This window comes from Alteromonas sp. CI.11.F.A3, from assembly GCF_032925565.1.
Taxonomy (GTDB): Bacteria; Pseudomonadota; Gammaproteobacteria; order Enterobacterales; family Alteromonadaceae; genus Alteromonas.
Genome location: NZ_CP136708.1, coordinates 4,443,455 through 4,465,556, shown reverse-complemented (window position 1 = coordinate 4,465,556; position 22,102 = coordinate 4,443,455). Strand labels below are relative to the sequence as shown.

25 protein-coding genes and 1 tRNA gene are annotated in these 22,102 nt (G+C 41.9%); 7 read left to right on the top strand and 19 right to left on the bottom strand.

Going from position 1 to position 22,102, the window contains the following annotated elements; genetic code table 11:
- Nucleotides 1-117: 117 nt before the first annotated feature.
- From R1T43_RS19260 to R1T43_RS19250, 3 genes are all read right to left on the bottom strand, one after another.
- Complete coding sequence (locus R1T43_RS19260) at nt 118-1,197, bottom strand: methyltransferase (protein ID WP_317351138.1); 1,080 nt, start codon at nt 1,195-1,197, stop codon at nt 118-120.
- Nucleotides 1,197-1,916 carry a tRNA (guanosine(46)-N7)-methyltransferase TrmB gene (gene trmB / locus R1T43_RS19255; protein WP_317351136.1) on the bottom strand — a complete coding sequence of 240 codons (720 nt, stop codon included), beginning with the start codon at nt 1,914-1,916 and terminating at the stop codon, nt 1,197-1,199. The genes R1T43_RS19260 and trmB overlap by 1 nt, the downstream gene beginning before the upstream one ends.
- A gap of 115 nt (nt 1,917-2,031) precedes the next feature.
- Complete coding sequence (locus R1T43_RS19250; RefSeq protein WP_211069066.1) at nt 2,032-2,736, bottom strand: alpha/beta fold hydrolase; 705 nt, start codon at nt 2,734-2,736, stop codon at nt 2,032-2,034.
- A 111-nt stretch (nt 2,737-2,847) separates the two neighbouring features.
- Between R1T43_RS19250 and mutY the strand changes: the two genes are divergently transcribed.
- The 3 genes from mutY (at nt 2,848) to R1T43_RS19235 (ending at nt 4,433) form a co-directional block, all read left to right on the top strand.
- On the top strand, nt 2,848-3,909 hold the full coding sequence (mutY, locus tag R1T43_RS19245) for an A/G-specific adenine glycosylase (protein ID WP_317351134.1): 1,062 nt from the start codon (nt 2,848-2,850) through the stop codon (nt 3,907-3,909).
- Between the two features lie 26 nt (nt 3,910-3,935).
- Nucleotides 3,936-4,208 (top strand): oxidative damage protection protein, encoded by a 273-nt coding sequence (locus tag R1T43_RS19240; RefSeq protein WP_013785835.1) that lies wholly within the window; start codon nt 3,936-3,938, stop codon nt 4,206-4,208.
- A 149-nt stretch (nt 4,209-4,357) separates the two neighbouring features.
- Nucleotides 4,358-4,433: transfer RNA gene (locus R1T43_RS19235), tRNA-Phe, on the top strand.
- Between the two features lie 3 nt (nt 4,434-4,436).
- Here R1T43_RS19235 and R1T43_RS19230 read toward each other — a convergent pair.
- From R1T43_RS19230 to R1T43_RS19210, 5 genes are all read right to left on the bottom strand, one after another.
- Entirely contained in the window at nt 4,437-5,510 is a 1,074-nt protein-coding gene (locus R1T43_RS19230) for a tyrosine-type recombinase/integrase (RefSeq protein ID WP_317351131.1), read from the bottom strand.
- Nucleotides 5,510-5,743 (bottom strand): DUF4224 domain-containing protein, encoded by a 234-nt coding sequence (locus R1T43_RS19225; protein WP_317351129.1) that lies wholly within the window; start codon nt 5,741-5,743, stop codon nt 5,510-5,512. The genes R1T43_RS19230 and R1T43_RS19225 overlap by 1 nt, the downstream gene beginning before the upstream one ends.
- 348 nt (nt 5,744-6,091) lie before the next feature.
- Nucleotides 6,092-7,363, bottom strand: coding sequence for a DUF6602 domain-containing protein (locus R1T43_RS19220; RefSeq protein WP_317351128.1), 1,272 nt, complete (start codon nt 7,361-7,363; stop codon nt 6,092-6,094).
- A gap of 225 nt (nt 7,364-7,588) precedes the next feature.
- Nucleotides 7,589-8,794, bottom strand: coding sequence for a hypothetical protein (locus R1T43_RS19215; protein ID WP_317351126.1), 1,206 nt, complete (start codon nt 8,792-8,794; stop codon nt 7,589-7,591).
- Nucleotides 8,795-8,991: 197 nt separating this feature from the next.
- Complete coding sequence (locus R1T43_RS19210; RefSeq protein WP_317351124.1) at nt 8,992-9,543, bottom strand: recombinase family protein; 552 nt, start codon at nt 9,541-9,543, stop codon at nt 8,992-8,994.
- Between the two features lie 351 nt (nt 9,544-9,894).
- Between R1T43_RS19210 and R1T43_RS19205 the strand changes: the two genes are divergently transcribed.
- The 3 genes from R1T43_RS19205 to R1T43_RS19195 all read left to right on the top strand — a co-directional run bounded on the left by R1T43_RS19205 (nt 9,895) and on the right by R1T43_RS19195 (nt 12,195).
- Nucleotides 9,895-10,476, top strand: coding sequence for a hypothetical protein (locus tag R1T43_RS19205; RefSeq protein ID WP_317351122.1), 582 nt, complete (start codon nt 9,895-9,897; stop codon nt 10,474-10,476).
- Between the two features lie 554 nt (nt 10,477-11,030).
- Nucleotides 11,031-11,261 (top strand): hypothetical protein, encoded by a 231-nt coding sequence (locus tag R1T43_RS19200; RefSeq protein ID WP_317351121.1) that lies wholly within the window; start codon nt 11,031-11,033, stop codon nt 11,259-11,261.
- Nucleotides 11,254-12,195, top strand: coding sequence for a site-specific integrase (locus R1T43_RS19195; RefSeq protein ID WP_317351119.1), 942 nt, complete (start codon nt 11,254-11,256; stop codon nt 12,193-12,195). Before R1T43_RS19200 ends, R1T43_RS19195 begins: the two co-directional genes overlap by 8 nt.
- A gap of 816 nt (nt 12,196-13,011) precedes the next feature.
- On the opposite strand, the gene R1T43_RS19190 is transcribed toward R1T43_RS19195, so the two are convergent.
- From R1T43_RS19190 to R1T43_RS19140, 11 genes are all read right to left on the bottom strand, one after another.
- A complete protein-coding gene (locus R1T43_RS19190; protein ID WP_317351117.1) occupies nt 13,012-14,070 on the bottom strand; it encodes a hypothetical protein in 1,059 nt (352 codons plus the stop codon).
- Nucleotides 14,071-14,079: 9 nt separating this feature from the next.
- Nucleotides 14,080-14,304 (bottom strand): hypothetical protein, encoded by a 225-nt coding sequence (locus R1T43_RS19185; RefSeq protein WP_317351115.1) that lies wholly within the window; start codon nt 14,302-14,304, stop codon nt 14,080-14,082.
- A 37-nt stretch (nt 14,305-14,341) separates the two neighbouring features.
- A complete protein-coding gene (locus R1T43_RS19180; protein WP_317351113.1) occupies nt 14,342-14,596 on the bottom strand; it encodes a hypothetical protein in 255 nt (84 codons plus the stop codon).
- Between the two features lie 98 nt (nt 14,597-14,694).
- Complete coding sequence (locus R1T43_RS19175) at nt 14,695-14,979, bottom strand: hypothetical protein (protein ID WP_317351111.1); 285 nt, start codon at nt 14,977-14,979, stop codon at nt 14,695-14,697.
- Nucleotides 14,980-14,987: 8 nt separating this feature from the next.
- Nucleotides 14,988-15,227 carry a hypothetical protein gene (locus R1T43_RS19170; RefSeq protein ID WP_317351109.1) on the bottom strand — a complete coding sequence of 80 codons (240 nt, stop codon included), beginning with the start codon at nt 15,225-15,227 and terminating at the stop codon, nt 14,988-14,990.
- A 357-nt stretch (nt 15,228-15,584) separates the two neighbouring features.
- On the bottom strand, nt 15,585-16,457 hold the full coding sequence (locus R1T43_RS19165) for a hypothetical protein (protein WP_317351108.1): 873 nt from the start codon (nt 16,455-16,457) through the stop codon (nt 15,585-15,587).
- Between the two features lie 21 nt (nt 16,458-16,478).
- On the bottom strand, nt 16,479-16,811 hold the full coding sequence (locus R1T43_RS19160) for a helix-turn-helix transcriptional regulator (protein WP_317351106.1): 333 nt from the start codon (nt 16,809-16,811) through the stop codon (nt 16,479-16,481).
- A gap of 69 nt (nt 16,812-16,880) precedes the next feature.
- Nucleotides 16,881-17,216: a type II toxin-antitoxin system RelE/ParE family toxin gene (locus R1T43_RS19155; RefSeq protein WP_317351104.1), complete on the bottom strand. Its 336-nt coding sequence runs from the start codon at nt 17,214-17,216 to the stop codon at nt 16,881-16,883.
- Nucleotides 17,213-18,013, bottom strand: a complete 801-nt coding sequence (locus R1T43_RS19150; protein ID WP_317351102.1) for a tyrosine-type recombinase/integrase — start codon at nt 18,011-18,013, stop codon at nt 17,213-17,215. Before R1T43_RS19150 ends, R1T43_RS19155 begins: the two co-directional genes overlap by 4 nt.
- Before the next feature lie 996 nt (nt 18,014-19,009).
- On the bottom strand, nt 19,010-19,612 hold the full coding sequence (locus R1T43_RS19145) for a hypothetical protein (protein ID WP_317351101.1): 603 nt from the start codon (nt 19,610-19,612) through the stop codon (nt 19,010-19,012).
- 2 nt (nt 19,613-19,614) lie between these two features.
- Nucleotides 19,615-20,049: a Panacea domain-containing protein gene (locus tag R1T43_RS19140; RefSeq protein ID WP_317351099.1), complete on the bottom strand. Its 435-nt coding sequence runs from the start codon at nt 20,047-20,049 to the stop codon at nt 19,615-19,617.
- A 1,879-nt stretch (nt 20,050-21,928) separates the two neighbouring features.
- Here R1T43_RS19140 and R1T43_RS19135 point away from each other — a divergent pair.
- Nucleotides 21,929-22,102: a DUF2986 domain-containing protein gene (locus R1T43_RS19135; RefSeq protein ID WP_211069064.1), complete on the top strand. Its 174-nt coding sequence runs from the start codon at nt 21,929-21,931 to the stop codon at nt 22,100-22,102.

Genomic DNA, 22,102 nt, shown 5'->3' with positions numbered 1-22,102 from the left:
CTCTGAGTGGGCTCTATAGCTGTTGCGCGAATTAGGGCTGACATATATTCAGCCCCATATATCGAATATAGGGGGAATCTATTTACGTTAGCACAGGCTTTAGTAAAAGTGCTATTACTATGCTGCCTGATATAACGAAAATTGTGTGGTTTGTGCAGTAGTTAACACGCGAGGGAAGTGTTCAGCTAGCAGCCCAGGGTAGGGCAAGAAACGGTTAGCAACCATTTGCAACGTGCCGTTTTGACTTAGCATTTTACGAGCGTCTTCAATAAATCGCTTGGTAATGGTGTAGTCGGTTTTAAGCCCAGTGTGAAATGGTGGGTTGGTGACAATATGCTGTACTTTCCCCTCGATGCCATATAAACCGTTCGCAGCATGCAAAGTGGCTGATTGACCATTAGCCGCTAACGTCATTGCACTGGCATAAATTGCAAGGGCGCTAATATCTGACAGCTGCATTTTTAAGTGCGGGTAGGTAAGCATCAGGTAACTAGCAATTACCCCAGCTCCACAAGCGAAGTCTAATACATTGCCACTCATACCCGAAGTATGTTTTTCTAGCAGTAGCTTGGTGCCTTTGTCGAGTTCGCCATGACTAAATACGCCAGGTAAAGAGCACACAGGCCAGCTTGTGCTGCCAATCTCATAAGTGTCGGTTTCAAGCCAAGCTTCTGGTTCAAACGCTAAGTGAGGCTGTTCAACAATGGTGGTAATTAAACTGCAGTGACGGGCAGAATCTACTTTATGGGTAACCCCGTAAGGTTGCATGAGTTTAGCAGCGCTTTTAATGCCGCCTTTGTTTTCGCCAACTACATGGATGCGGCCATTTTGACCCACCATGCCGGCTGCCATGCGCAATAGCATTTGAAAATGAGATTTTGCTTTAGGCAGAAAAATTAGCACGTCAGTATGGGTATGCTCATTACGCATAAATGGCGTGAAATGATGAGTGTGCGACCCCACTTTTTGTACTACCTCAAAACCATCTTTAGTGATATCGCGGCTATCAAAGCTTGATGACGATATTACTCGAACACATTCAGAAAATATGTCGAAGTATTGGTGCATTACCGTGACATTTTTATGCTTAAGGGCATCAAGGAAGTAGGCATCAGAAGGGTTGATAAACAACCATTCGCCTTGCTCAAAAATGTTGATATTGCGTTCTAATAGTTGGCTTTGAGGCGTTAAAATCATTACTGCGCTCGCTCGTAAATAAGATCCCAAACACCATGACCTAGCTTTTGGCCACGGGTTTCAAATTTAGTGATAGGTCGATATTCAGGGCGAGGCACATAGGTACCTTCTTGTGCAGTATTTGCATAACCTGAAGTTGCATCCATTACTTCGGCCATGTGTTCTGCGTAAGGTTCCCAGTCGGTAGCCATATGGAAACAGCCACCTTTTTCTAATTTGGTTAGCACAAGGGCAGCAAATTCAGGCTGAACAATACGGCGCTTATGATGACGCTTTTTATGCCAAGGATCGGGGAAGAACAATTGAAGTCGAGACAACCCACCATCTGGGATCATATTCTTAAGTACTTCAACTGCATCGTGATCCATCACGCGCAAATTGGTTAAACCCTGTTCGCCAGCTTCAGCCAAACAAGCACCTACGCCAGGTCGATGCACTTCAATGCCAATGAAATTTTTCTCAGGGGCAGCTGCGGCCATTTCAACTAAAGATTTACCCATACCAAAGCCAATTTCAATGACTACTGGCGCGGTTCTGCCGAACAGCACAGATAAGTCGAGTTCAGCATTTTGGTAATCAATACCCATGGTTGGCCAAAATTCTTCAATGGCGCGAGTTTGCGCTTTTGTTAAGCGGCCTTCGCGCTTTACGAAGCTTTTAACTTTACTTACGTGAACACCAGCGGCTTCAGCCTCGGCCTGGCTTTTGAATTGCCTCATTTGCAATACCTTTCTTGCCCCAATTTACTGGTGGCGCATTATCCAGTTAGCGGCATGTTATGCAACGCTAGATTTAACTAAAAGCACAATAAAGAGCGAATAAAATGCGGTTTTTTTAAACATCTATACAATTGCTAAGCAGTGTAGCAAGCTTTTCGGGTTGTTCCAGCAGCATCATATGTCCGGAATTTTCTACTTTGTAAATATTCGAAGTAGGTATTTTGTCGGCCATTGCTTGTAGCGAACCTAGTGGTGCAATTTCATCGTCATCCGCAGCAATGATATTAACGGGGACCTTTGATTTTGCGAATACTTTTATCAGGTCTTCTCTAGGTGTTGTCGCTTGAGTGTGACCCACTAAGGTATTTTTACCCAAGTCTTCGGCCATAGACTGCACAACGCCCATAACATCGGGATTTTCTTGATGTGTAGTGTGAACAAAGCGAGCGAAATAGGCAGGGTTTTCAGGCTTGAATTCACCGTTACTCAGCATAGAGACCATTTGCTTTCTTCTTGCTATTTCTTCGCTAGATAAGCCTTTGGCATCGTATCCAATAAGCGTAATAGACGCCACGTGCTCCATATTTTGCGATGCCCATAACGCTGCAATATAGCCACCCATTGAATAGCCCACAAGATGTACTTTTTCGTCTTGAATGACGCGGTCAGAAGTAAGCGCGAGCATGTCGTCTTTGGTGGCGGCCCACTGTAAGGGCACATAGCGACGCTGGGAAATTTTCATGCGTTGCCAAACGGGCAACCAAACACGTTCGTCGCATAAGGTTCCGGGTAGAAATAGAACGGGGGCGCTGGTGGTCACAAAGACTCCTAAAATACATTTATACCTCGACATGCTAACATATCAGGCCATTTATCAATAAAACCTAATGGCTATTAAATGTAGCTAAAGGTCATTCATTGTGCAGTTTTTATGACAAATACGGTTAACCCCAACACTTTTGCTGAACGAGTACTTGCTTGGTACGACATTCATGGTCGCAAGCACCTTCCATGGCAACAAGATATTACCCCTTACAAAGTGTGGGTGTCTGAGATTATGTTGCAGCAAACACAAGTCACTACTGTCATCCCGTATTTTGAACGGTTTATGCAATCTTTCCCCAGCGTGGTGGAGCTAGCTGATGCAGCGCAAGATGATGTACTGCACCATTGGACAGGTTTAGGCTACTACGCCCGCGCAAGAAATTTACATAAAGCGGCGAAGCAAATTGTAGAGCAGCACGGCGGTACGTTTCCTGACAACATAGACGATGTAATAGCTTTGCCTGGAATAGGGCGTTCTACCGCTGGCGCGGTATTGTCTATTTCGCGCAATCAGCGCCACCCCATATTAGATGGCAATGTGAAACGCGTGCTGGCTCGCTACTATGCTATTGGCGGCTGGCCCGGTCAAAAAGCGGTAGAAAATGCACTGTGGGTAGTGGCAGAAAAGAACACGCCAGAAAAACGCAGTGCCAACTACACGCAGGTGATGATGGATTTGGGTGCTATGGTATGTACTCGCAGCAAGCCAAAGTGTGATGAGTGCCCGTTACAACACGATTGTTTAGCGTATGCCCAAGGCGCACAAACTGAATTTCCTGGTAAAAAGCCCAAGAAAGCCATACCAGAGCGAAGTACGTTACTTATAGTGCCATTGTTCCAACAGCAGGTTTATTTGGAGCAGCGGCCTTCTAGCGGCTTGTGGGGTGGTTTATATGGCTTTATTGAAGCCCAAGATATACAAAGCGCCGAAGCTGAACTTGCCAAGCGAGGTATTGAAGCCAGTTCATTTGAAACCCAAGCTGCGTTTAGGCATACCTTTAGCCACTTTCATTTGGATATAACACCGGTGTTTGCCGTGATAAACTCAGTACCCAGAAAGCAGGTGGCAGAACAAAAATCCCAATGGTTTATGTTTAATGAACCTATTGAGGTAGGTTTAGCTGCGCCTACTAAGAAAATCATTCAACAATTAGTGCATGTGCTTTAGCGCATCGAATAGGTTAAGGACATACAATGAGTAGAGTGGTATTTTGCCAACGTTTACAAAAAGAAGCCGACGGCTTAGATTTTCAGCTTTACCCCGGTGAGCTAGGAAAACGTATTTACGACAACATTTCAAAAGAAGCATGGGCCGACTGGCAAAAGAAACAAACCATGCTGATTAACGAAAATAAGTTAAATATGATGGAACCGACCGCCAGACAGTTTTTAGAGCAAAGTATGTCGGCTTACTTGTTCGACGGCGTAGAACCTACAATTGAAGGCTATGTTCCGCCTGAAAAGTAACCAAAAAAGCGTATTTTGCATAAACAATGTGCAAACGGTAACAAAACCGAAAAAAAACCGACAAAAACGGTTGACTTGTTAGTCGGAAATCCGTTTAATACGCACCCACAGCGAGACAGGCAGCAAACGCCCAAACGCTAAAAGATTTTGCCTCGATAGCTCAGTTGGTAGAGCAGCGGATTGAAAATCCGCGTGTCCCTGGTTCGATCCCGGGTCGAGGCACCATTATTACATCAAGCCCTGCAAGACATTGCGGGGTTTTTTGTATCTGCCAGCCAGTCCCGAGTTTCCAAATAAATCCGGTTTTTCCAAAAACCATTTAGAAGGCTTTACCTTAATTGGTAACAATCTATAGTTTCGGATAGTTGTTTTAACACTTTCATGGCCCAAGAGCAATTGTGCATGCTCAAGCTCTACATCACTCGCCGTTTTCTTACGAATATCACGTTCTTGAAACCTTTCTGATAAAAGTTCTCTATCTAGCGCTTTAACCATCCAGTTATGCCAAATGCTGCGAAATCCATCGCCAGTGTATGGTTGCCCTTTTCTGTTACTGAACAAGTAGAGACTTTTTACCTTTCCAGGTAGTTGCTGAATTTTATCAAGCGTTGCTCTAAGTTGATCAGACCATTCGAACAAGTATTTTTTACCAGTACGCTTTTCAGTTTTACTCATACCGGTAAGTAATCCATCTTCAATAAATGAGTCGAACCGAAGCGACAACATATCTGTTTGTCTCAACCCTGTTAGGCTTTTCAGGTCGATATAGAGTGACAGCCACTCAGGTACAATGCTTTTAAAGGCCAGTAGTTCATCGTCAGTGACATATCTATGTCTAGGGCGTTCTGGGTTTCTTTCTACGTCTCTGCAAGGATTGCTCTCTACGAGCCCCCAGCGCATCGCTTTCTTAAACATATGAGATAGTAGGGCTACCTCTCTATTTACGCGTACAGGCGCTGTTTGGCTGCGAAAATCCATATATTCGTATATCACTACAGGTGTAACATCTTTAGGATACATTTCCCCAAATGCTGCTCGAAGCAATTTAGCTTCTTGTATTTCACCCTTATATGTTGATTCTGCCTTGGTCGGCGAGATTTCAACCATATAGCGGTCAATAAGCTCTCCCATTGTTTTTATTGAGCTCTGCGAAGGTACTAACCTATGATACTCAGCTATGGCCGATGTCAGGGATTTGCCAAGGTTTAGCCACTTACTGTCTTTATTAACAAGGTAATAGGTTCCTTTATGAAGATACATTCGTTCTGGTAGATGAGTACTACCGTTTCTTTTTCTGCCCATTAATTGTCTCCTTTTGCTTTTCGAAGCGATTCTAAGTTTATAGATTTACTTCTTTTCCTTGGCAATTTAGCTCCTGATAGAGTGTCTTCGATAGCAGAGCGCAAGACGACAGGCGAACCAAGCCTGTTTACCTCAAAGGGTATTCCAAAGTTTGATAATTGCTTTATTTGTAGTGATTTTTTCTTGAAACCTGTGAGTTCCTGAAGCTCATCGCGAGATACAAAAAGGCTCATTGGACTCTCCATTTATTGTTAATGGAGAGATTGTGAAGAATTGAAGCGAAAAATTCTCAGAAACCCCCCCCTTAATTCATCGGGGTTTTTTAATTTTTGTAAGTATCTGTTTTTCATTTAGTTATTTTATAAAAAAATAAGTATAGTAAAGGTTGAATCAAGGTTTTTTTGGAAAATAAGAAAGTGATTCAGTGGATATGATATCTATAGACAACGAGAGTACAGTCCATTTTTTATGTTCTAGCTTCGGTTTTGCGCTAACAACGGACGTAAACAGTGTTTTAGTTAGAGGCGCTACACTTGCTGAGTTTGGCGATTAACGCAAGCATGATTGACTGTTTCGATTCATTAATAGTATTTTGCCAACCATGCGTCAAAGCGGCCTGAGTTATTTTCTGCAATTACAAAACGACCATCTGGCAAAATTGAAGCGATTAGATTTTCGGAATACAGTGACAAAAATTTGCCGTCAAAGCTTACAACATTAGTCGAAGTAATTTCTTTTATAAACTTTTCAACATTATCGCTTTGCTCCTCTGCGAACTCAATAAACGCTTTTTCTGTAGTGCAAACATCGGCTTGAATTAGCTGGGTAAATATAGCAAAGACTGGAGGCGATATTTCCAAGGGTTGCCAATCGATTGACGTTTTTGCGGAAGTCAGATCTTCTTTTGAAAGTTCACGATATTTGAGCATCCACCCTTTCTGTTCATCATCGATAACTGGTTTAACTTGAAGAAACTCGTTTAAACATTCCATTTCGATGTCATCACCCCATGGCATTCCCATGTCGAATTCAAGAGATAGCTTTGTCCAAATGAACTCCAAGATAAGTAATATAGGATTACACGTGGTTGATGTCATAAAGTCCCAATATCCGTCTCGCATTGGAGAAATGTAGGGTAAGCCATTGCACTTAATTAATGAATGCTTTCCACAAACAATCAAGTGAGGGAAAGAAGGAACGCCGTATCCACGCCCTTGACCTTCTTCTTCCAAAAATTTAGCCATGCCTTTCCGTAAAGCAAATTCTGAAGAGTATCCGTCATATCCTAGAACGATCTTAATGGGCATTAACTGTTCCATAAATAGTGTCGTATAGATAAGCTCATTTTCTCCTGTAAGAACTTTTCTATCGCTGTATTGAGGAGCGGTGATCCCTGTTAACTGAGAGAAATTTTTATAAGAAGGGGAAATGTCCAAAAATTTATTTTCGGAATGCTCTTTCCTGAAGAGATATTTTGAATAACCTTCAGACACTTGCCTAAGTTTGTAAAATGAGTTTATTAGGTCTTTGGAATACAGGTTCTTCTTGACTTCAAATACAGCTAAAACCTCTTTAACGTGCCATTTATATGAGTCCGTGTAAGGAATTTTTTCACCCTCACCACGCACAAGCATACAGTCCATTTGACCTGATAAAAAACCATCACCGTCAGTTATGAATCCATCTACAACCTTTAGTTCTAGATGTGATGGTATCGCTCTATTCAATAGATCCGCAGAAAGGCCTTCATACATGTCTCCAATTGTTGGGCCATGTTTCAACTCATACTCATTAAGTTTAGCAGATTCTTCATCTATAAAGCCCTGTAACAGCTCTGCGACAGTTTTTATCATCTATTCCAACTCCATCGAAAATATTGCATCCTAACAATAGGTGCGAATACTCGGCTAAATTAGTAATGAAACGACCTAACCAAGCATTTCACGCCTTATCTCACAGCTCCTATACGTTATCTAGCTACAATTTCCGTTATACGCTCTAGACCGACATTTATCGAGAAGCTTTTCAAAGCCAGGTTACTTAATGCGCACTAATCGTGCATGAGCCTATATAATTTATTATAAAAAAGGCAACGAACTATCCGTGCCTTCAATATACAAAGTTCTGTTCTCTCTCATAGCTTCAAATCGCTGAATCAGGCATTGCTCGAAATCGATATCGGGACTACCAGCGATTTTCAATGTTTTAATTAGCTCTGGATAACTAATGACATGGAAATAAGCGTTATTTTCTTCAGCCAACTTTTCGATCAATTCGATGACCTCCAGCCACTTATCAGAAGGAATAAACTCAGAAATAACTGCAATGCCGTGATTGTAATCCGTCGTGAAAGGTTTTATATCGCGACCGTAAAGATCAGTGAGGCTATCTTTTCGCTTGACCGCTTTTATACTCCCTTCTAACTGTCCTAATGCTTTTTTAGCATGCTTTATCAGAGCTGAGATTCTTCGCTCCTGGGAAATTTCCCTCAATACAGGCCCTACTGCTATAGATTTTGACTCTATTAAGAAGTTTCTTTGCTCTGTATAAGCAAGAATGTCAGTAAGCTCTCTCGTTTTCTTACCAGTTGTTACATTGGGAGAGTGATAAATGTTACGAATAAAAGTGTTTTGTAAGAAGTGGGCAATTTGAAGTTCCTGATCGCCGCCTTGATCTTGTGAGTTGATACCCTGATAACATAATTCGTTAGATGCCATCTCGAGCAAAAAAGGGATTTCTTTAATGTTGCTCATGGATACATCGCAAACCACACACTCAGATTCAAACCATTTTGTTGTGCCATAGTGCGGCGAAATTTCATAACAAAACGAATCCAGTACTTTGTTCATTTCATCTATCGACGATGTTGGCTTTACTTCCCCTCCAGATAATTCTTCCCAGCCAAATGAACGGGAAGAGGTAGAAATCGAGCACTCACTTTCAAAGCAGACTGCGTTTATTTCGTTATAAATAGATAGCTTGAACTTAAATCCTTTCGTGATGCCAATTATTCCCAAAATTTCTCGATGTGTTCTTGGCGCAGTTGGAATCAAAAGTGCCTCAGACAGATCAAACACTCTAAGAGCGACACAAAGTTTCGGGTTTGAGCTGGCAACTCTGCCAATAATTACTTCAATCTTACAACCATTCCGAATCGCTTTGATTGCACTAGACTGCATTTTTGCAATCAATGCCACTCTTTTACCATGATCATACATCTCCGCCCAAACACCGTATTGTTCCGAGGAAGAAATAACTGATAATTCCGTTGAAGGTATATACATTATTCTGCTTGGACTAATTAATGAGAAAGCTAGATACTAACCTAGTTTAAATAATATCCAATAGCTATGCCTCTATTATACGAATTGACACCAAATTTAATGGTGAGAGGTAGTTAATTACTAAGTCAACAATAGAGTCCGCTAATTGCTCTTATCTGCACTACTCAATTTAAATAAGAGGCAGAATAAGCAATACTTTAAGTTTTATTGAGAGCGTTATTCAATGTTGGTCGGCTCACTCCAAAATGCTTTGCTACTTCTGCTTTAGTAATTTCATTTGATTTAAGCATCGCTCGCGCCTTTTCAATATCTTGAGGACCTAATTTAGGCTTTCTCCCCCCTTTACGCCCTCTAGCTTTTGCTGCCTCGAGTCCGACCTTAGTTCGTTCTGAGATGAGCCGTCTTTCAAATTGTGCGATTGCCCCAATCAAATGAAAGATCAATTCTCCAGTTGCACTGCTTGTATCGATATTTTCATTCAGACTAATAAATTCTACGTTTTTCTTTTTAAAGGCGCTTAGCAGGTGAATTAAATCGGATAATGAGCGCCCTAGACGGTCGAGTCTCTGAACAATCACTGTGTCACCAGTACGAAGAGAGTCAAGCAAACGTGTTAATTCGGGACGATTCACTCCTTTACCAGATATCTTTTCATGATAAATTCGTTCACATCCACAGTTAGCTAGCGCATCGAGTTGAGCGTCTTCACTTTGTAATTCCGAGCTAACACGTGCATATCCGATTTTCATAAACAAACGTCCAATTTTTTTACGTAGAATACTTTACGGATTGTTTTACGTGATCTCAATAAAAGCGAGCACTTGAACTTAAAGATACTTGATGGAAAGAAAATGTTCGTTTTTTTAACGCTTCATCGCGCAGAGCTATCATATGGCAAGATTGTCTATGCTCCAGGGATATTTTCAAAATTAGGCATGCCTAATTTGAATTTTGCATCGCCACAATATCGCGGAATACAAATGCTTTATAACTGACGAAAAAATGATGCCTGCTTATATAGCCTCAATCAACTCAAGAACGAGCCGACCTATCTCGATTTCGAGGATTTATGAAAAGCGGATAGGGCTAAAGATTCTTTTTTGGCTATAAGCGTTAACGTTTCAGCGCGTAATAGCATCAAAGCTCAAATTATCTATATTCGATATGTGGTTTCAAAATTAGGCATGCCTAATTTTAATGTGACAGTGTCACAGGAAGTGCTATGCTCTGTGACACTGTCACAAACTGGGATGCACATGCGCTTTTCTATAACGCCCGAAAACAAAAAAGACGCTTGGGCTTATATACTCAATAAGCTTCATAACGATTCAACCTACCTCATCTTCGATGATTTAAAAAAAGAAGATGAGGCAAAGGCCTTGTTCCGATCTATAAACTTTAACGATGAATCAACAGCCAAAGAACTGGATACCTGGTGCAAAAATTACCTTCAAGATAAACAACTCAATTCCCTAAGAGCAGCCCTCCGAAAAAAGAGCTCAAGACGTAATAAAGATGTTCTTTCCATCGAGCTTGATAGGGACGTCTATAATGACCTGAACGATCTGGCAGCAGCTGAAGATATGACCTTGAAAGGCTACTTGGCAATGCTCATACAGGACCGCTACCACGAGGTAAAACCTCCCGTTGCAAATAGGGCAAAGCAACGTAAAAAATGCTAGGTGTGACTACGTCACACCTTTCCCTCTTTTCGCTTATCCCAGCCTAAATTTAGACCGTGCCATCGGGCAACCCACCCCCTTTGGGAAAAGGGCATCAGGAGCAATGGCCCTTTTCATAGCGCCTTTACCGCTTCGCGGCTTGGCGCTAAAGGCCGTCCGCAGCGGCCTGTAACATTTGCGCGCATAATTTTACACGCACAAAATCCGGCCTTGCCAAAGGGAGAGGGTTGCCCTATTATTACTCATGAAACAACCGAGAGCTTTCTGCTCCGGATTCAAAAAAATAGGCGCTTTCGAGCTGCCTTCAACACGTCACGAAGACCCACAAGAAAGATTCAATATTCTATAAATCATGCCGCGCCGCATTTTCTGGCGATCTTAAAAATCTGCGCTTTCGAGCTGCCGTTTACACGTAATGAGGATTTTGGCGAGATCAGTCCGAGCCTGACGCTATGCGTCGAACTGGGGCGAAACGGCCCAGGTGGTATTTATCATCTGGGACCGCATTCACTCAATGAGTGAATGATTTTCTAACAGCTCATTATAGGTAAAATATGATTGAAAAATTTGATGTACAAAAAGAGACTGAAAAGGCAAAGCAGTTAACCAAAGCAATTAGAAAACCGAGATTTTATCGCTCGCGTTTAGACGACCACTCAGATACCCTCATTGCACTTCATCGCGCGGGGAATACAGCAGCCCAAATTCATCGGTTTCTAGCTAAAGAAAAGAAAGTAAACGTAGCTTGGTCTACGGTATATCGCTGGGTGAAAAAGAATGGCTAGGTTTAGGAAAAGCTCACTCAGCCCTCAAAAATCCGAAAGTGTTGCACAGAAACAAGCTGTAAAAGTTATGGCTCGTATGCAAGGCCGAGATAAGCCGATCAAATCTATAGGCACAGCCCGAGGGTATACTAACTGCCTTAAGAAAGTTGCTCGTTACGTTAATCAACAATTTAACATCAGCTTAAGAGAGCTTACTCCCGAGCAAGCCAAGCAATACCTTGATGTTCGTTCTGAAGAAGTAGGGCAAAAAACACTGGATCAGGAACGTCAAGCTATCCAAGCAATGATGCTCAATGTAACCAAAGCACTGGATATTTCCGATAAAAAAGATCGTCTATCTTTCGTCAAATCGACTAAAGATGAAATCGAAAAAGGCAGAGCGTATACCTGCCAACAAGTGTCCATGATCGCTTCAGCACAATCTGAAAAACACGCTATAGCGACTCAAATAGCTCACGCAGCAGGATTGCGAGCCCATGAACTTTATACACTCAAGCCCCTTCATGATAGAGAAGTTGAATATCGGAAGGAAAGAGAAGAAACAAAAACCACTCTATTTCATGCTCGTGACGGTATACGCTACACGGTAGTTGGAAAAGGCGGATTGGAAAGAGAAGTATTGATACCCGTTCACCTGGTGGAAAAACTTGAATCACGCCGATTAGCTCAACCACAGCAATTTAAAGACAGAGGAGTATTTTACCGTTCCCACTACAACATTGGCGGGGGTAATAATTGGTCCAGCAGCTTCTCTGCTGCATCAAAAAGAACATTGTTCCGTTCCAGTGGAGCGCATGGTGTAAGACACAGCTACGCACAAGAAAGAATGAGGGAGCTTCAAAGAGCTGGGTTATCAAGAAGCTTGGCGTATAAAACGGTATCTCATGAGCTCGGCCATTTGAGAGAGGGAATTACAGAAGTATATTTGCGTTAAACTGAGTTATTATTGAATTTGTCATGCCAAATTGAAGCGAAAAGAGGGAAGGTTATGGGACCAGTAATTGTTAGCAATTTAATGATATTAGCAGTAATAGCCTTTTGGGCGATTTTTTTTAATAAAACACTGGGTAGCAAGTAACTTAGCTGGATTAGTCAAACTAGGGGGGAGCAGCATTAAAGATTTTATATTAATGGTGTTTGAGTCTGTTAATCACATACCCTATTAGAAGTACACCACCAATAACAACAAACAGGCCTACTATCTGTATTTCGTTCATGCGATATTCCTTCTACAAATACTCTTTGATTTCAGCTATTTCAGCGAACATTATAAATGAAAAAATAGCACATATTCAAAAATCTTTTGAACGTTGTTCCTTCAATTTGGCATGCCAAATTGAAGCGAGAAAGAGGAGAAGATTATGGGACCTGTAGGGCAGTGATAAAGTTTCATACTGAAATGAAAATAAGCTCCGAAACGAGGATTATTTATAGTAATGAAATATCATACTAAATATGGGCTCATGGGTGTTTCCTATCTTACTCTCTATAGAGATTGATGCCGCATTGATTGCACGTTATTTCGCGGCGTATATCGTATTTGCCATTAACGCCCCAATTTTTAGTGCTTTTAGATCCACAAGAAAAGCATTTAATTCCATTTCCAGTATTACATTCTGGGAAGTCTGCAAGGTATTCCTCAAGCGTAGGAAATCGCTTATAGCTATTATTCCGTTTAATAGATACAAATATGACTGCACAAATGATTAGAATAAAAACGATTGTAAATTCCACTTACCTATTTCCCATATCAGTAATTAACAACTTTTGCCCAGCGAATCTGGTCTACTAGGTCAGCGTATTGGTAATTCTTGCGTAGAAGTATTCCTGCCCATTGACCCTGATCATCACGACCAATGGCAACAGCCAGCTCACCAGATTGCTCTAATTGATCACGTTTGCTTTCAAACCGATTCAACATATCCGTATCGACTTCCATTTGGTATTCGCGTACATCTTTGAATACTGCGACAAGTAGGGCTATAAATGCCATCGCTATTATTAGATACGTTTTTTTGTCTTGCTGATTTTTCACTTCTTCATTATACGCGATAACTAGGCTTTCATAGTATTTCCTGACATCTTCCACCTCAGCTATGATTGATTCCGATTGTGTAAATACCATTAATGGATTAGGCGGAGAGGAGTATTTAACTGAAACCACATATTTGCCTTTATTACTATTCACAGGGCTTGCCTTGAACTGATTATTCTCCCGTTCCTGGGCTACTTTTTCCTTTGCTTTAATAATGGTTTCATTCATTTCAACCAGTTCCTTTACAGAATCCATACTTTCTGAGAGCTGTGAAATAGTTTTGTCTAATTCCTCTTTCTGAGTATCCAACCTTTTTTTCTGCTGAGCCAGAGTCCTATCGAGATCAGGAAAAGCATTATATTCATGAAGGAAAGATTCCATTTTGTTTATATCAGCAAACATGAATTCTGCTGTGCTCCCAGCGTGGAAGGCACGATTTAACATTAGCTGAATAAATACAAACAGAGTTTGACTCTGGCTGATGTAGTCTTGTGGAATCTCACCAGAATTTAAGTGAATGCTTTTCAATAAGTCAGGTGTAGTCATCACATCGGTAAGTAATTGACCAACTTCATGATGATGTGCTCTGACATCGTTCAAATATGCTCGACTGTTGTCTGGCATTGGTTTTCCAGCCTCTGGCCAGACTTCCTTATCTATTAGTATTCCTACAAAGCCCAAAATGGTTACTAGACTTCCTTTAACAAACAAGACCTTCCAGTTGTTAGATAGATAATCCCTAGCGCTCGAAATTCTTCCTTGAAATGAAGTCATGATTTTTTCCTACAGTAGTTTATGAATAAACGAGAAGGCTGACATGAGCAAACTGATAGTTGAAATGACAAGTGCCGCTGTAACCTTTTTAGAGTTCGCTTTGGCAATTTGAACCGCTTCTTCTTTCAATTCCATTTCTCGATGCAGGCGCTTCCTTTCAGCCTTTATCTTGCGGTCATCGTTAGCAGCTCTCGCATTTCTTAAAGATATTTGTAGCTCAGATGCAGGAGGCATTGAAATTCCTATCAAACTGATTCTAGTAAATTTTACTTTACTTAAAAAAATCCTTCATCCCCTTTGGCTTACTTGACCTTGGTGGGCTGTAGGGTTCTTTTTCTATTAAAGTGACCAGACGTTCTGAGGTGGGATTTTTCTTGTACCTTTCGTCATTCACATGGCGGTCCAATTCTTCCTGAGTACTAAAGCGTTCGAAATCGCAATTGTCACAACGAACATAACGTTCATCTATGTGCAAAACACCCGCTTCTGCGCAGTTTGGACACTCGCTACGTATACTTGAAAACATGATTATTTCCTATACGCTGAAAAATGCTGTTAAAAACTTTCTCTATTTCACGCTCAAGCGGTTTTATTTTCGCGACAAACTTTTCCTACTTTGTTCATTCAAAAGTTCATAACTTTCGATTCTAAAACCGCCTTGTTAAGTATACCCCTCAGTTTTATAACTCTTTTTTCTTGTTCCGCATTAAGATCTAGTTTAGAAGAATCCAAAATAGTATCTAAAAAACCACGCAAACTGATTGCAATGTCCCATTTTCTTTTATCATTTTCAGATTTATCGATGGTTTTGCACTCATCTTCGACTCGCGACATGAACGGATGAAATCCTACTCGTCGTTCTTTAAACTTTATTCCTAGGGTAACCAACTCACTCGGGATATAAGACATCGTAATTCCTACACTACAAAAACAAAGAAAGCAGCCACGGCTGGTGCCACCATATATGTTATGCGGAGAGCCCTTCGCTTGGCACTGTTCGCATCATTATCATATTTGGCGTATTGCCTAGCCATTGCTTTTGAATCGTCATCCGGCCAAGGCGTTTCACCGCTTGAATCAACGACAAATTTGCCAAGGTATATTTCGCAAATTACAGCCAGAATTACCCAGCCAATTAGAAAATTCACAAACATCATATTTCCTATCAGTCAAAATATCCAATGTAGGCCCATATAACCGACCCCAAAATAATCCAGAGCAGCGAAACTATGTTTACCAATCGTAGCTGTAGCCTATACCTCTTGTGTATCTGCCCTGCCTTAGACCCGTTAGAAACCATTCCAGGAATGTAATCTGACACTAACACTTTCCCAATAATAAACTCAGCTACAATTCCAAACGATGCCATCAACGCACCACTACTGGCTATCCACTCGAATTGGCCCACAGAGTCAAAAGGCTTGAAAAAAATTGAGAGAACAACAGAAACCAATCCGGTAACTAGTAAAAGGGCGGGAACAACCACATAAAACATCATGTTTCCTATCACACCATTAAATCAGGTGCTTGTGTTGTTTAATGAACTTAATGTTACTGTCAACAAGGAATCGCCTGCAGTCTTCAATAGCATCTTGTGCTGACATTATTTGAACATCAATGGAATTAAGACGTTTCGACCAATCCAGCAATTGAGTATCTGTAAGTAAAGATGTGTCGAGAGCGTCAAGTTCGTTAAGTAACGCAGGCATTTCATCATGGAGTACGTCTCGGATGACACTAAATGAATTGAATGCCCTTACTCCATAAATAATGCCCACTGGAACACTAACCATGAGCTGTTGCTTCTCACTTTCAGTCAGTTCTCTCCTGAGCCTCTCTTCCTCCAAAACAATATCTGCCTCAGATGCTCTCACAGAGTCAAAGACCTTCTCATCACCGCTTTTTGCCCGACGTTCCAACTTTACGCGCAATGCACCAGTAATACCTTCCTTGTTTAATTTAAGGTCTCTAACCTTGCAAAAAAACTCTAAACCTTCCGGTTGCCACATGCGCCCTACACGCTCGCGGATAAACTCAAGCTCGCCGCTCCTCCGCTGAATATTTTCTCTGGCATTACGGATATTTATATCTTTACGGAAAGTCCGCTCCAATTCTTTGAAGTCCACCCCAAAATGCTTTTTTCCGCATTTATGGCCGATATTGGTTTCAATGTTATTGGAACACACCACCAAATAGCCCTTCTTATGAGATGTATTGCATGAGCTTAGACCGCAGTGATTTTCGTCGCTGAAATCATATTTCCCGATGATACGCTTCAGCTGGATTTCAGTGGGGTCTACCCCTCTTTTAAAGCCAGGCCTTTCGAATACCTCATCCCAAGTCTTCAGATTGATAACTGATTTTCCGTCTTCAGAAAGTATATTCAAATCTGTTTCCTCTATTGATTCTTATGCCATTACAGCATGGTTTTGCTTTTGCGCAACTGATTGGACAGACATCGTTAGTTGTCCATTTTCAAACTGTGGCTTGAAGCGAAATCCAATCTTGTATAAGCAAGTCATCAGCTTATCGATGGAGAATTTTTCTATCCGACCATTAACAAGATCGCTTACTCTTGGTTGCGTGATACCCATTGCCGCCGCAGCTTGCTTCTGATCCCACCCTTTAGCATCCACGATGTCTCGAATAGCAATCATGAGGTCAGAGCGAGTTTGCAACTCTGACGCTTCTGCTGCATCTTCCGTAATGGCGTCAAAAATATTGGTGTATTCTAATGCCATGATTAGACCTCTCTGGTTAACTTACAAGTATTTTATATCACTACTGATATTTATACAAGTACTGATATGTCAGTCATTAAGTTCTTTCATCATCAGTTTGTAGCGTTTTTTGGCAGTATCCATAGCCTTGCGGTCTACGCCGTTGGTAGTCTTAGTGAATGAGTGAAGTATGAACACTGTATCAGCGAATTTAGCCACGTAGACAGTTCGGTAAGCTGGCCTGCCATTTTCAATTAGCTCTACCGCGCCAACTCCTACGCTGTCTTTCAAATGCTTAAATTTACTGAATGGCTCTTTATCCTGACAAATAGCATTTAGATCGTTGGCAAAGCGTTTTTGAATGACATCCGGCAACGCAAGAAATTCTTTCCTTGACTGGTTATTGATGAATTTAAACTTCTTCATTTGTTAGCAGGCTTCCTACCGCGTTTCTTCGGATTTGGCATCATCTTTTGAGCCACCTTTCTTACGTGGTTGAAATCCACATCCGTATAGTCCCGTTGTGCCTCTTCAGTTTTGTGGTGCAGCAGCGTTTGAATTATACGAGATGTGTCGGGGTTGTTTTTCTTCTCTAATAGTCTTTGTGCGAACCTACTGAAACTATGACGGCCAGCATGACTGCTTGAGTTCTGATAACCATAATCTTTGTAGAGTTTTGTAAGAAGGTTTTGAACAGCAGTAGCAACCTTGTACTCCTTTCCTTTTGACACTTTTCTAGTGAGCGAAAACGGTTGCCACATACCTCGCCAGTTACTAAGAAATACATGGGACTCAGGATCTAAGCCCCTATATTCAACCGCCCCCTGTTTAGCTAGCCCAATTCGATGCTTTACTCTCGCGTCAAACCATTTATCTAAATACTCTCTGTATTCGCGCACATTGGGTATATGAGCGATAGCAGGGTAGTTGCCTTTCGTTCCCTCTTTTCTCAAGCGTGTGACGTACATTAGAGAGCCGTCAGGGTATAGAGCTTCCTTGACCTTCCACTGACTGACTTCAACTGCCCGAAAACAACTAAAATAGGTGGTCAGCAACATGCACTGATTACGCAACCCGATAAGCGGATCAACACGCTCATTATCTACCCGTTCAACCATGTCTAAGAACTCATCAGGCGTTAGGGTTTCTGGTTGTTTAACAGTGCGTAATGACGGCGGGTTCCAGCGCCATTTAAAATCTATTTCTTCGTCACTCATGGGCATATAGGAAACTTGGTTTCACATATGATAGTTCAAAATTAAATCGACTGTCTACAGGCCGCTATATTTAGAGGGTAATAGGAAACGTCGTCAGAATTAGAAGTTAACATCAGAGTCGGCCGAAATTAAGTTTTTGCCACGAGCAAGCGTAAAGAAATTTAATGGGTATTTAGTGAAGTGACCACTAAGAACGCTCTGTATGAGAAAAGAAGCGCCGGCATGAAAAGTAAACACAAATCCGCCCCCGAAAAAAGCGAATGTTGGTTAACCTAAAGGTCACCTCAATTACATACTCACTCAAGATTAATTAACGTTTAGTACGCTTAATATGTTTTGTGTTTATCAGCCCTCCTGTTTTTGGCGAAGGTACATATTTGCCAAAGTTCATATCATTCTCTTCAAATGCAAATACAACAGGGAGCGGTATAAGCGAAAGCGGCTTCCCATAACATAATTTAATGCTGTCATGGAGCATTTGAGAATAGAGATTTAGGGGGCTAATGGACAGGGGGATATAAAAACGTGTGTACAATAGGAGTCGGTTAAAAAATAGTGGAGTGAAAACCGGCATGAGAAAAAGAAACAAGAAAGCGCTGAAGGTATACGTCACAATTCAGCTTAAGAAAATCGATAGAGTGTTCTTGGGCATTATACTATGTGGCAGTCTTGTATCGGACGAGGGAGTGTCTAACGGAAAGATACTTACTGGCAAGATCATTGAAGCATCACAAATATGCGAGACTAAATTAACTACAGCAGGTAGAGCAATCAATGAGTAGGCGGCTCACAAGGCGGGATGCGCTAATGAATGATTTTTTAAATTCATTCATTATTAAACTTAATAACCAGTTGTTGCAAATTCGCCCCTCTTCAATTTGGCATGCCAAATTGAAGCTACGTTCGTGTAGGTAGAGAAACCAATTATAAACAAACTTAGGCGGACTTAGTTAGAGCTTTCAACACTGGTTAATTGAGGATGCTACTACTCAAAGATAATTATTAATTACGACAGGATGTAGGATATATCTGGTGATTGCGCTCGTACCATATAAGGTAGAAATGTCCTTGGACTTCTATACCCCAAGCTCTTTTGAGATTGCCCAAGCGAAACCTAAATAAAGTTTCAAATTGCTCATATTCAAGGTCAAACCATCTAGTCACTGCTTCGTCACATAACGAAGAAATATCTTGGGCGTGATGCATTAAATGACCAGTGTCTGAATTCATCTGTTGAATTTCATTCCAGTCAAGGCTCTCAAGACTGTTCAAGCCGTTTAATATTTCTGTATTCCACTCAGGTTCGGACCACTCTCTTGATTCCCCCCAAGACCATTGGCCAAGTTGGTCTGCAATGCGAGCGCACCACGTCATTCTGTAACCGAATCGTGAGCCATTGTGTTTGGCCTTTGCTTGCTTTGGAACTTCTAAACTGCCGAGTTGAGCATCCGTTGATGGCTGCTTTTGAATATCGGGAAGACACTGTGTTTTTGGAATGGAGAGTGGATTTTCTTCGACAAACGCTGCGGACAATTTGACGGATTTCTGCTTTCGTCGTTGTTCACGCTGCTGCTTGCGGAGTGTTCGATCTTCTTTAGCACTCATTTTTAGAGTGCTGAGTAGTATTCAGCCATAGATGCTTTAGTGATAATCTCATTACAATTATCCATGGCCTCAAGTGAGCCTCGCGCCTCCTTCCACGGCGATTCTTTATGCGTTAAGTTGCTGAGCCACTGAGCTGTTTTATCGCTATAAAACTCGAGCACTTTATCGATGGTATCCTTTTGTTCATCAGTTAGATTATCTGAATCTCCCTCTGGAAAAACATCTGCACTAACCTTAAACATACCGCGATGCTTATTGTAAAGACTTCTTACCACAGGGCCGTTGGCCCAAGCTTCAAAGTCTTCTTCAAACAGTTCCTCTTCATCCCATACTAACGACCATGCCTGGCTATAATAAGCGAGCTTTTGGAGCTTCATTGCTGAACTCGTACCTATACTCTCAAGAATATAAGATGCTACATCAAATATATTGGCCATTATTTTCTCCCTTTATTCGTGGGCATATTACGCTAATAATTTGAAAAGTCACGCTGACATCCACTTCAACTAGCCTAAAGTAGACATAGATTTATCACTAACATTTTACCAAGCATTCAAAGACCGTGTGCGAACAGGTTTGCTATATTTGTATCTTATTAAGGATTTCATTGTTGCGTTTAACAGAGCACGTCAGGTAATTTAGTTTTGTTTTAAGCTATATCAAAGTTTTTGAACTTAGAATTGCTGCGTTAACTAAGAGCCTATCTTTTCGCTGCGCTCCAAGATAGGCTCGACCTCCTGCCACCAAAAGGTTTTAGGATAGTCCGCCTTGCTCTCCACTATCGGTAGAACCAGCTAGGTTCTTGCCCCCCTTACGCGTTGGAGAGACACACCTATGACGAACTGCGCTTACTTTAATCCCCGTCTGTTGACTAGATTACCTCGCCGTTTTTTACGTGGTGGCCGTGGTTGGTTCCCCGTTACCCACAAGTGTAAGTGCCTCTGAATTGCGAATTCAGAGTGTCGCGGTGCGCGTCGCACGCTGAGTCGTATGTAAGGATTCCCCGTTCGACTCAACACCAGGAACACTTCACCAACAACAACTTTCCAACATGAAGTGATACGTAAAATACGCAATGCCTGGTGCGTTTTTGCTGGGGCAAAAACGGGTCGACTTCGGCGGGCCTTTTCACTAGACAAAGGGATACCCCTCAGCTAGTATGAAGCTGAAATTTGATTGGTCGTCTTGCGAAAATCGACTGATATCTAAAACCCGAGTTGCAGCTCGGGTTTTTGCTTTTTAGCCCCAGTGAAAATTCATGCGATTAATTCCCCTTAAAACTTTTTCCAAAAACGCATAACAGGCAGATAGAGTTATGCGGCCTTCAGAGCATTTAATTGAGGATTTATTTGGAAGGTTTATGATTTAAATTTAATATAAATCAATGTCTTGCTTTTATTTTCAATTTTGGATTGAAAATCCGCGTGTCCCTGGTTCGATCCCGGGTCGAGGCACCATTATTCAAGAAGCCCTGCATGAAAATGCGGGGCTTTTTTGATCTAAGCTAATGTATCAAGTTAGCGGAACACGCTGGCGTGCCCCTGCGGTTGCACCGCGCGTTACGATCCCGGGTCGAGGCACCATTATTCAAGAAGCCCTGCATGAAAATGCGGGGCTTTTTTGATCTAAGCTAATGTATCAAGTTAGCGGAACACGCTGGCGTGCCCCTGCGGTTGCACCGCGCGTTACGATCCCGGGTCGAGGCACCATTATTCAAGAAGCCCTGCATGAAAATGCGGGGCTTTTTTGATCTAAGCTAATGTATCAAGTTAGCGGAACACGCTGGCGTGCCCCTGCGGTTGCACCGCGCGTTACAATCCCGGGTCGAGGCACCATTATTCAAGAAGCCCTGCATGAAAATGCGGGGCTTTTTTGATCTAAGCTAATGTATCAAGTTAGCGGAACACGCTGGCGTGCCCCTGCGGTTGCACCGCGCGTTACAATCCCGGGTCGAGGCACCATTATTCGAAGGGCCCTGAACAGAAATGTTCGGGGCTTTTTTGGATCTAGGCTATTGTATCAAGTTAGCGGAACACGCTGGCGTGCCCCTGCGGTTGCACCGCGCGTTACAATCCCGGGTCGAGGCACCATTATTCAAGAAGCCCTTGCAGAAATGCGAGGGCTTTTTTGATCTAGGCTATTGTATCAAGTTAGCGGAACACGCTGGCGTGTCCCTGCGGTTGCACCGTGCGTCACAATCTCGGGTAGAGGCACCATTATTCAGTAAGCCCTCTTCGCAAATACGCATATTGGCAGCTTTAGCCGTAAACCCTGTATAATAGGCAGAATGAGTGAGGCTGTTTGAGGCAATTGGGTATGAACCGTCGTAAAAAAATCATTAAGAAACTTCAGAAGAAAGATAAAAAAGCGAACGCTAAAATTCATAAGAGCAATAAACCGGCTTATGTTTCTAAAGCCGAGCGCGAAAAACTAGCTGAGCAAGCGAATAGTGAAGATCCAAATACTCAGCCTGTAGACGAACAACAGTAA

Bases quoted from the DNA above. Each gene is read 5' to 3' on its own strand.
- R1T43_RS19260 (WP_317351138.1), bottom strand. From the start codon at position 1,197: ATGATTTTAACGCCTCAAAGCCAACTATTAGAACGCAATATCAACATT.
- trmB (WP_317351136.1), bottom strand. From the start codon at position 1,916: ATGAGGCAATTCAAAAGCCAGGCCGAGGCTGAAGCCGCTGGTGTTCAC.
- mutY (WP_317351134.1), top strand. From the start codon at position 2,848: ATGACAAATACGGTTAACCCCAACACTTTTGCTGAACGAGTACTTGCT.
- R1T43_RS19240 (WP_013785835.1), top strand. From the start codon at position 3,936: ATGAGTAGAGTGGTATTTTGCCAACGTTTACAAAAAGAAGCCGACGGC.
- R1T43_RS19230 (WP_317351131.1), bottom strand. From the start codon at position 5,510: ATGGGCAGAAAAAGAAACGGTAGTACTCATCTACCAGAACGAATGTAT.
- R1T43_RS19225 (WP_317351129.1), bottom strand. From the start codon at position 5,743: ATGAGCCTTTTTGTATCTCGCGATGAGCTTCAGGAACTCACAGGTTTC.
- R1T43_RS19220 (WP_317351128.1), bottom strand. From the start codon at position 7,363: ATGATAAAAACTGTCGCAGAGCTGTTACAGGGCTTTATAGATGAAGAA.
- R1T43_RS19215 (WP_317351126.1), bottom strand. From the start codon at position 8,794: ATGTATATACCTTCAACGGAATTATCAGTTATTTCTTCCTCGGAACAA.
- R1T43_RS19210 (WP_317351124.1), bottom strand. From the start codon at position 9,543: ATGAAAATCGGATATGCACGTGTTAGCTCGGAATTACAAAGTGAAGAC.
- R1T43_RS19200 (WP_317351121.1), top strand. From the start codon at position 11,031: ATGATTGAAAAATTTGATGTACAAAAAGAGACTGAAAAGGCAAAGCAG.
- R1T43_RS19195 (WP_317351119.1), top strand. From the start codon at position 11,254: ATGGCTAGGTTTAGGAAAAGCTCACTCAGCCCTCAAAAATCCGAAAGT.
- R1T43_RS19190 (WP_317351117.1), bottom strand. From the start codon at position 14,070: ATGACTTCATTTCAAGGAAGAATTTCGAGCGCTAGGGATTATCTATCT.
- R1T43_RS19185 (WP_317351115.1), bottom strand. From the start codon at position 14,304: ATGCCTCCTGCATCTGAGCTACAAATATCTTTAAGAAATGCGAGAGCT.
- R1T43_RS19180 (WP_317351113.1), bottom strand. From the start codon at position 14,596: ATGTTTTCAAGTATACGTAGCGAGTGTCCAAACTGCGCAGAAGCGGGT.
- R1T43_RS19175 (WP_317351111.1), bottom strand. From the start codon at position 14,979: ATGTCTTATATCCCGAGTGAGTTGGTTACCCTAGGAATAAAGTTTAAA.
- R1T43_RS19170 (WP_317351109.1), bottom strand. From the start codon at position 15,227: ATGATGTTTGTGAATTTTCTAATTGGCTGGGTAATTCTGGCTGTAATT.
- R1T43_RS19160 (WP_317351106.1), bottom strand. From the start codon at position 16,811: ATGGCATTAGAATACACCAATATTTTTGACGCCATTACGGAAGATGCA.
- R1T43_RS19155 (WP_317351104.1), bottom strand. From the start codon at position 17,216: ATGAAGAAGTTTAAATTCATCAATAACCAGTCAAGGAAAGAATTTCTT.
- R1T43_RS19150 (WP_317351102.1), bottom strand. From the start codon at position 18,013: ATGCCCATGAGTGACGAAGAAATAGATTTTAAATGGCGCTGGAACCCG.
- R1T43_RS19145 (WP_317351101.1), bottom strand. From the start codon at position 19,612: ATGAGTGCTAAAGAAGATCGAACACTCCGCAAGCAGCAGCGTGAACAA.
- R1T43_RS19140 (WP_317351099.1), bottom strand. From the start codon at position 20,049: ATGGCCAATATATTTGATGTAGCATCTTATATTCTTGAGAGTATAGGT.
- R1T43_RS19135 (WP_211069064.1), top strand. From the start codon at position 21,929: ATGAACCGTCGTAAAAAAATCATTAAGAAACTTCAGAAGAAAGATAAA.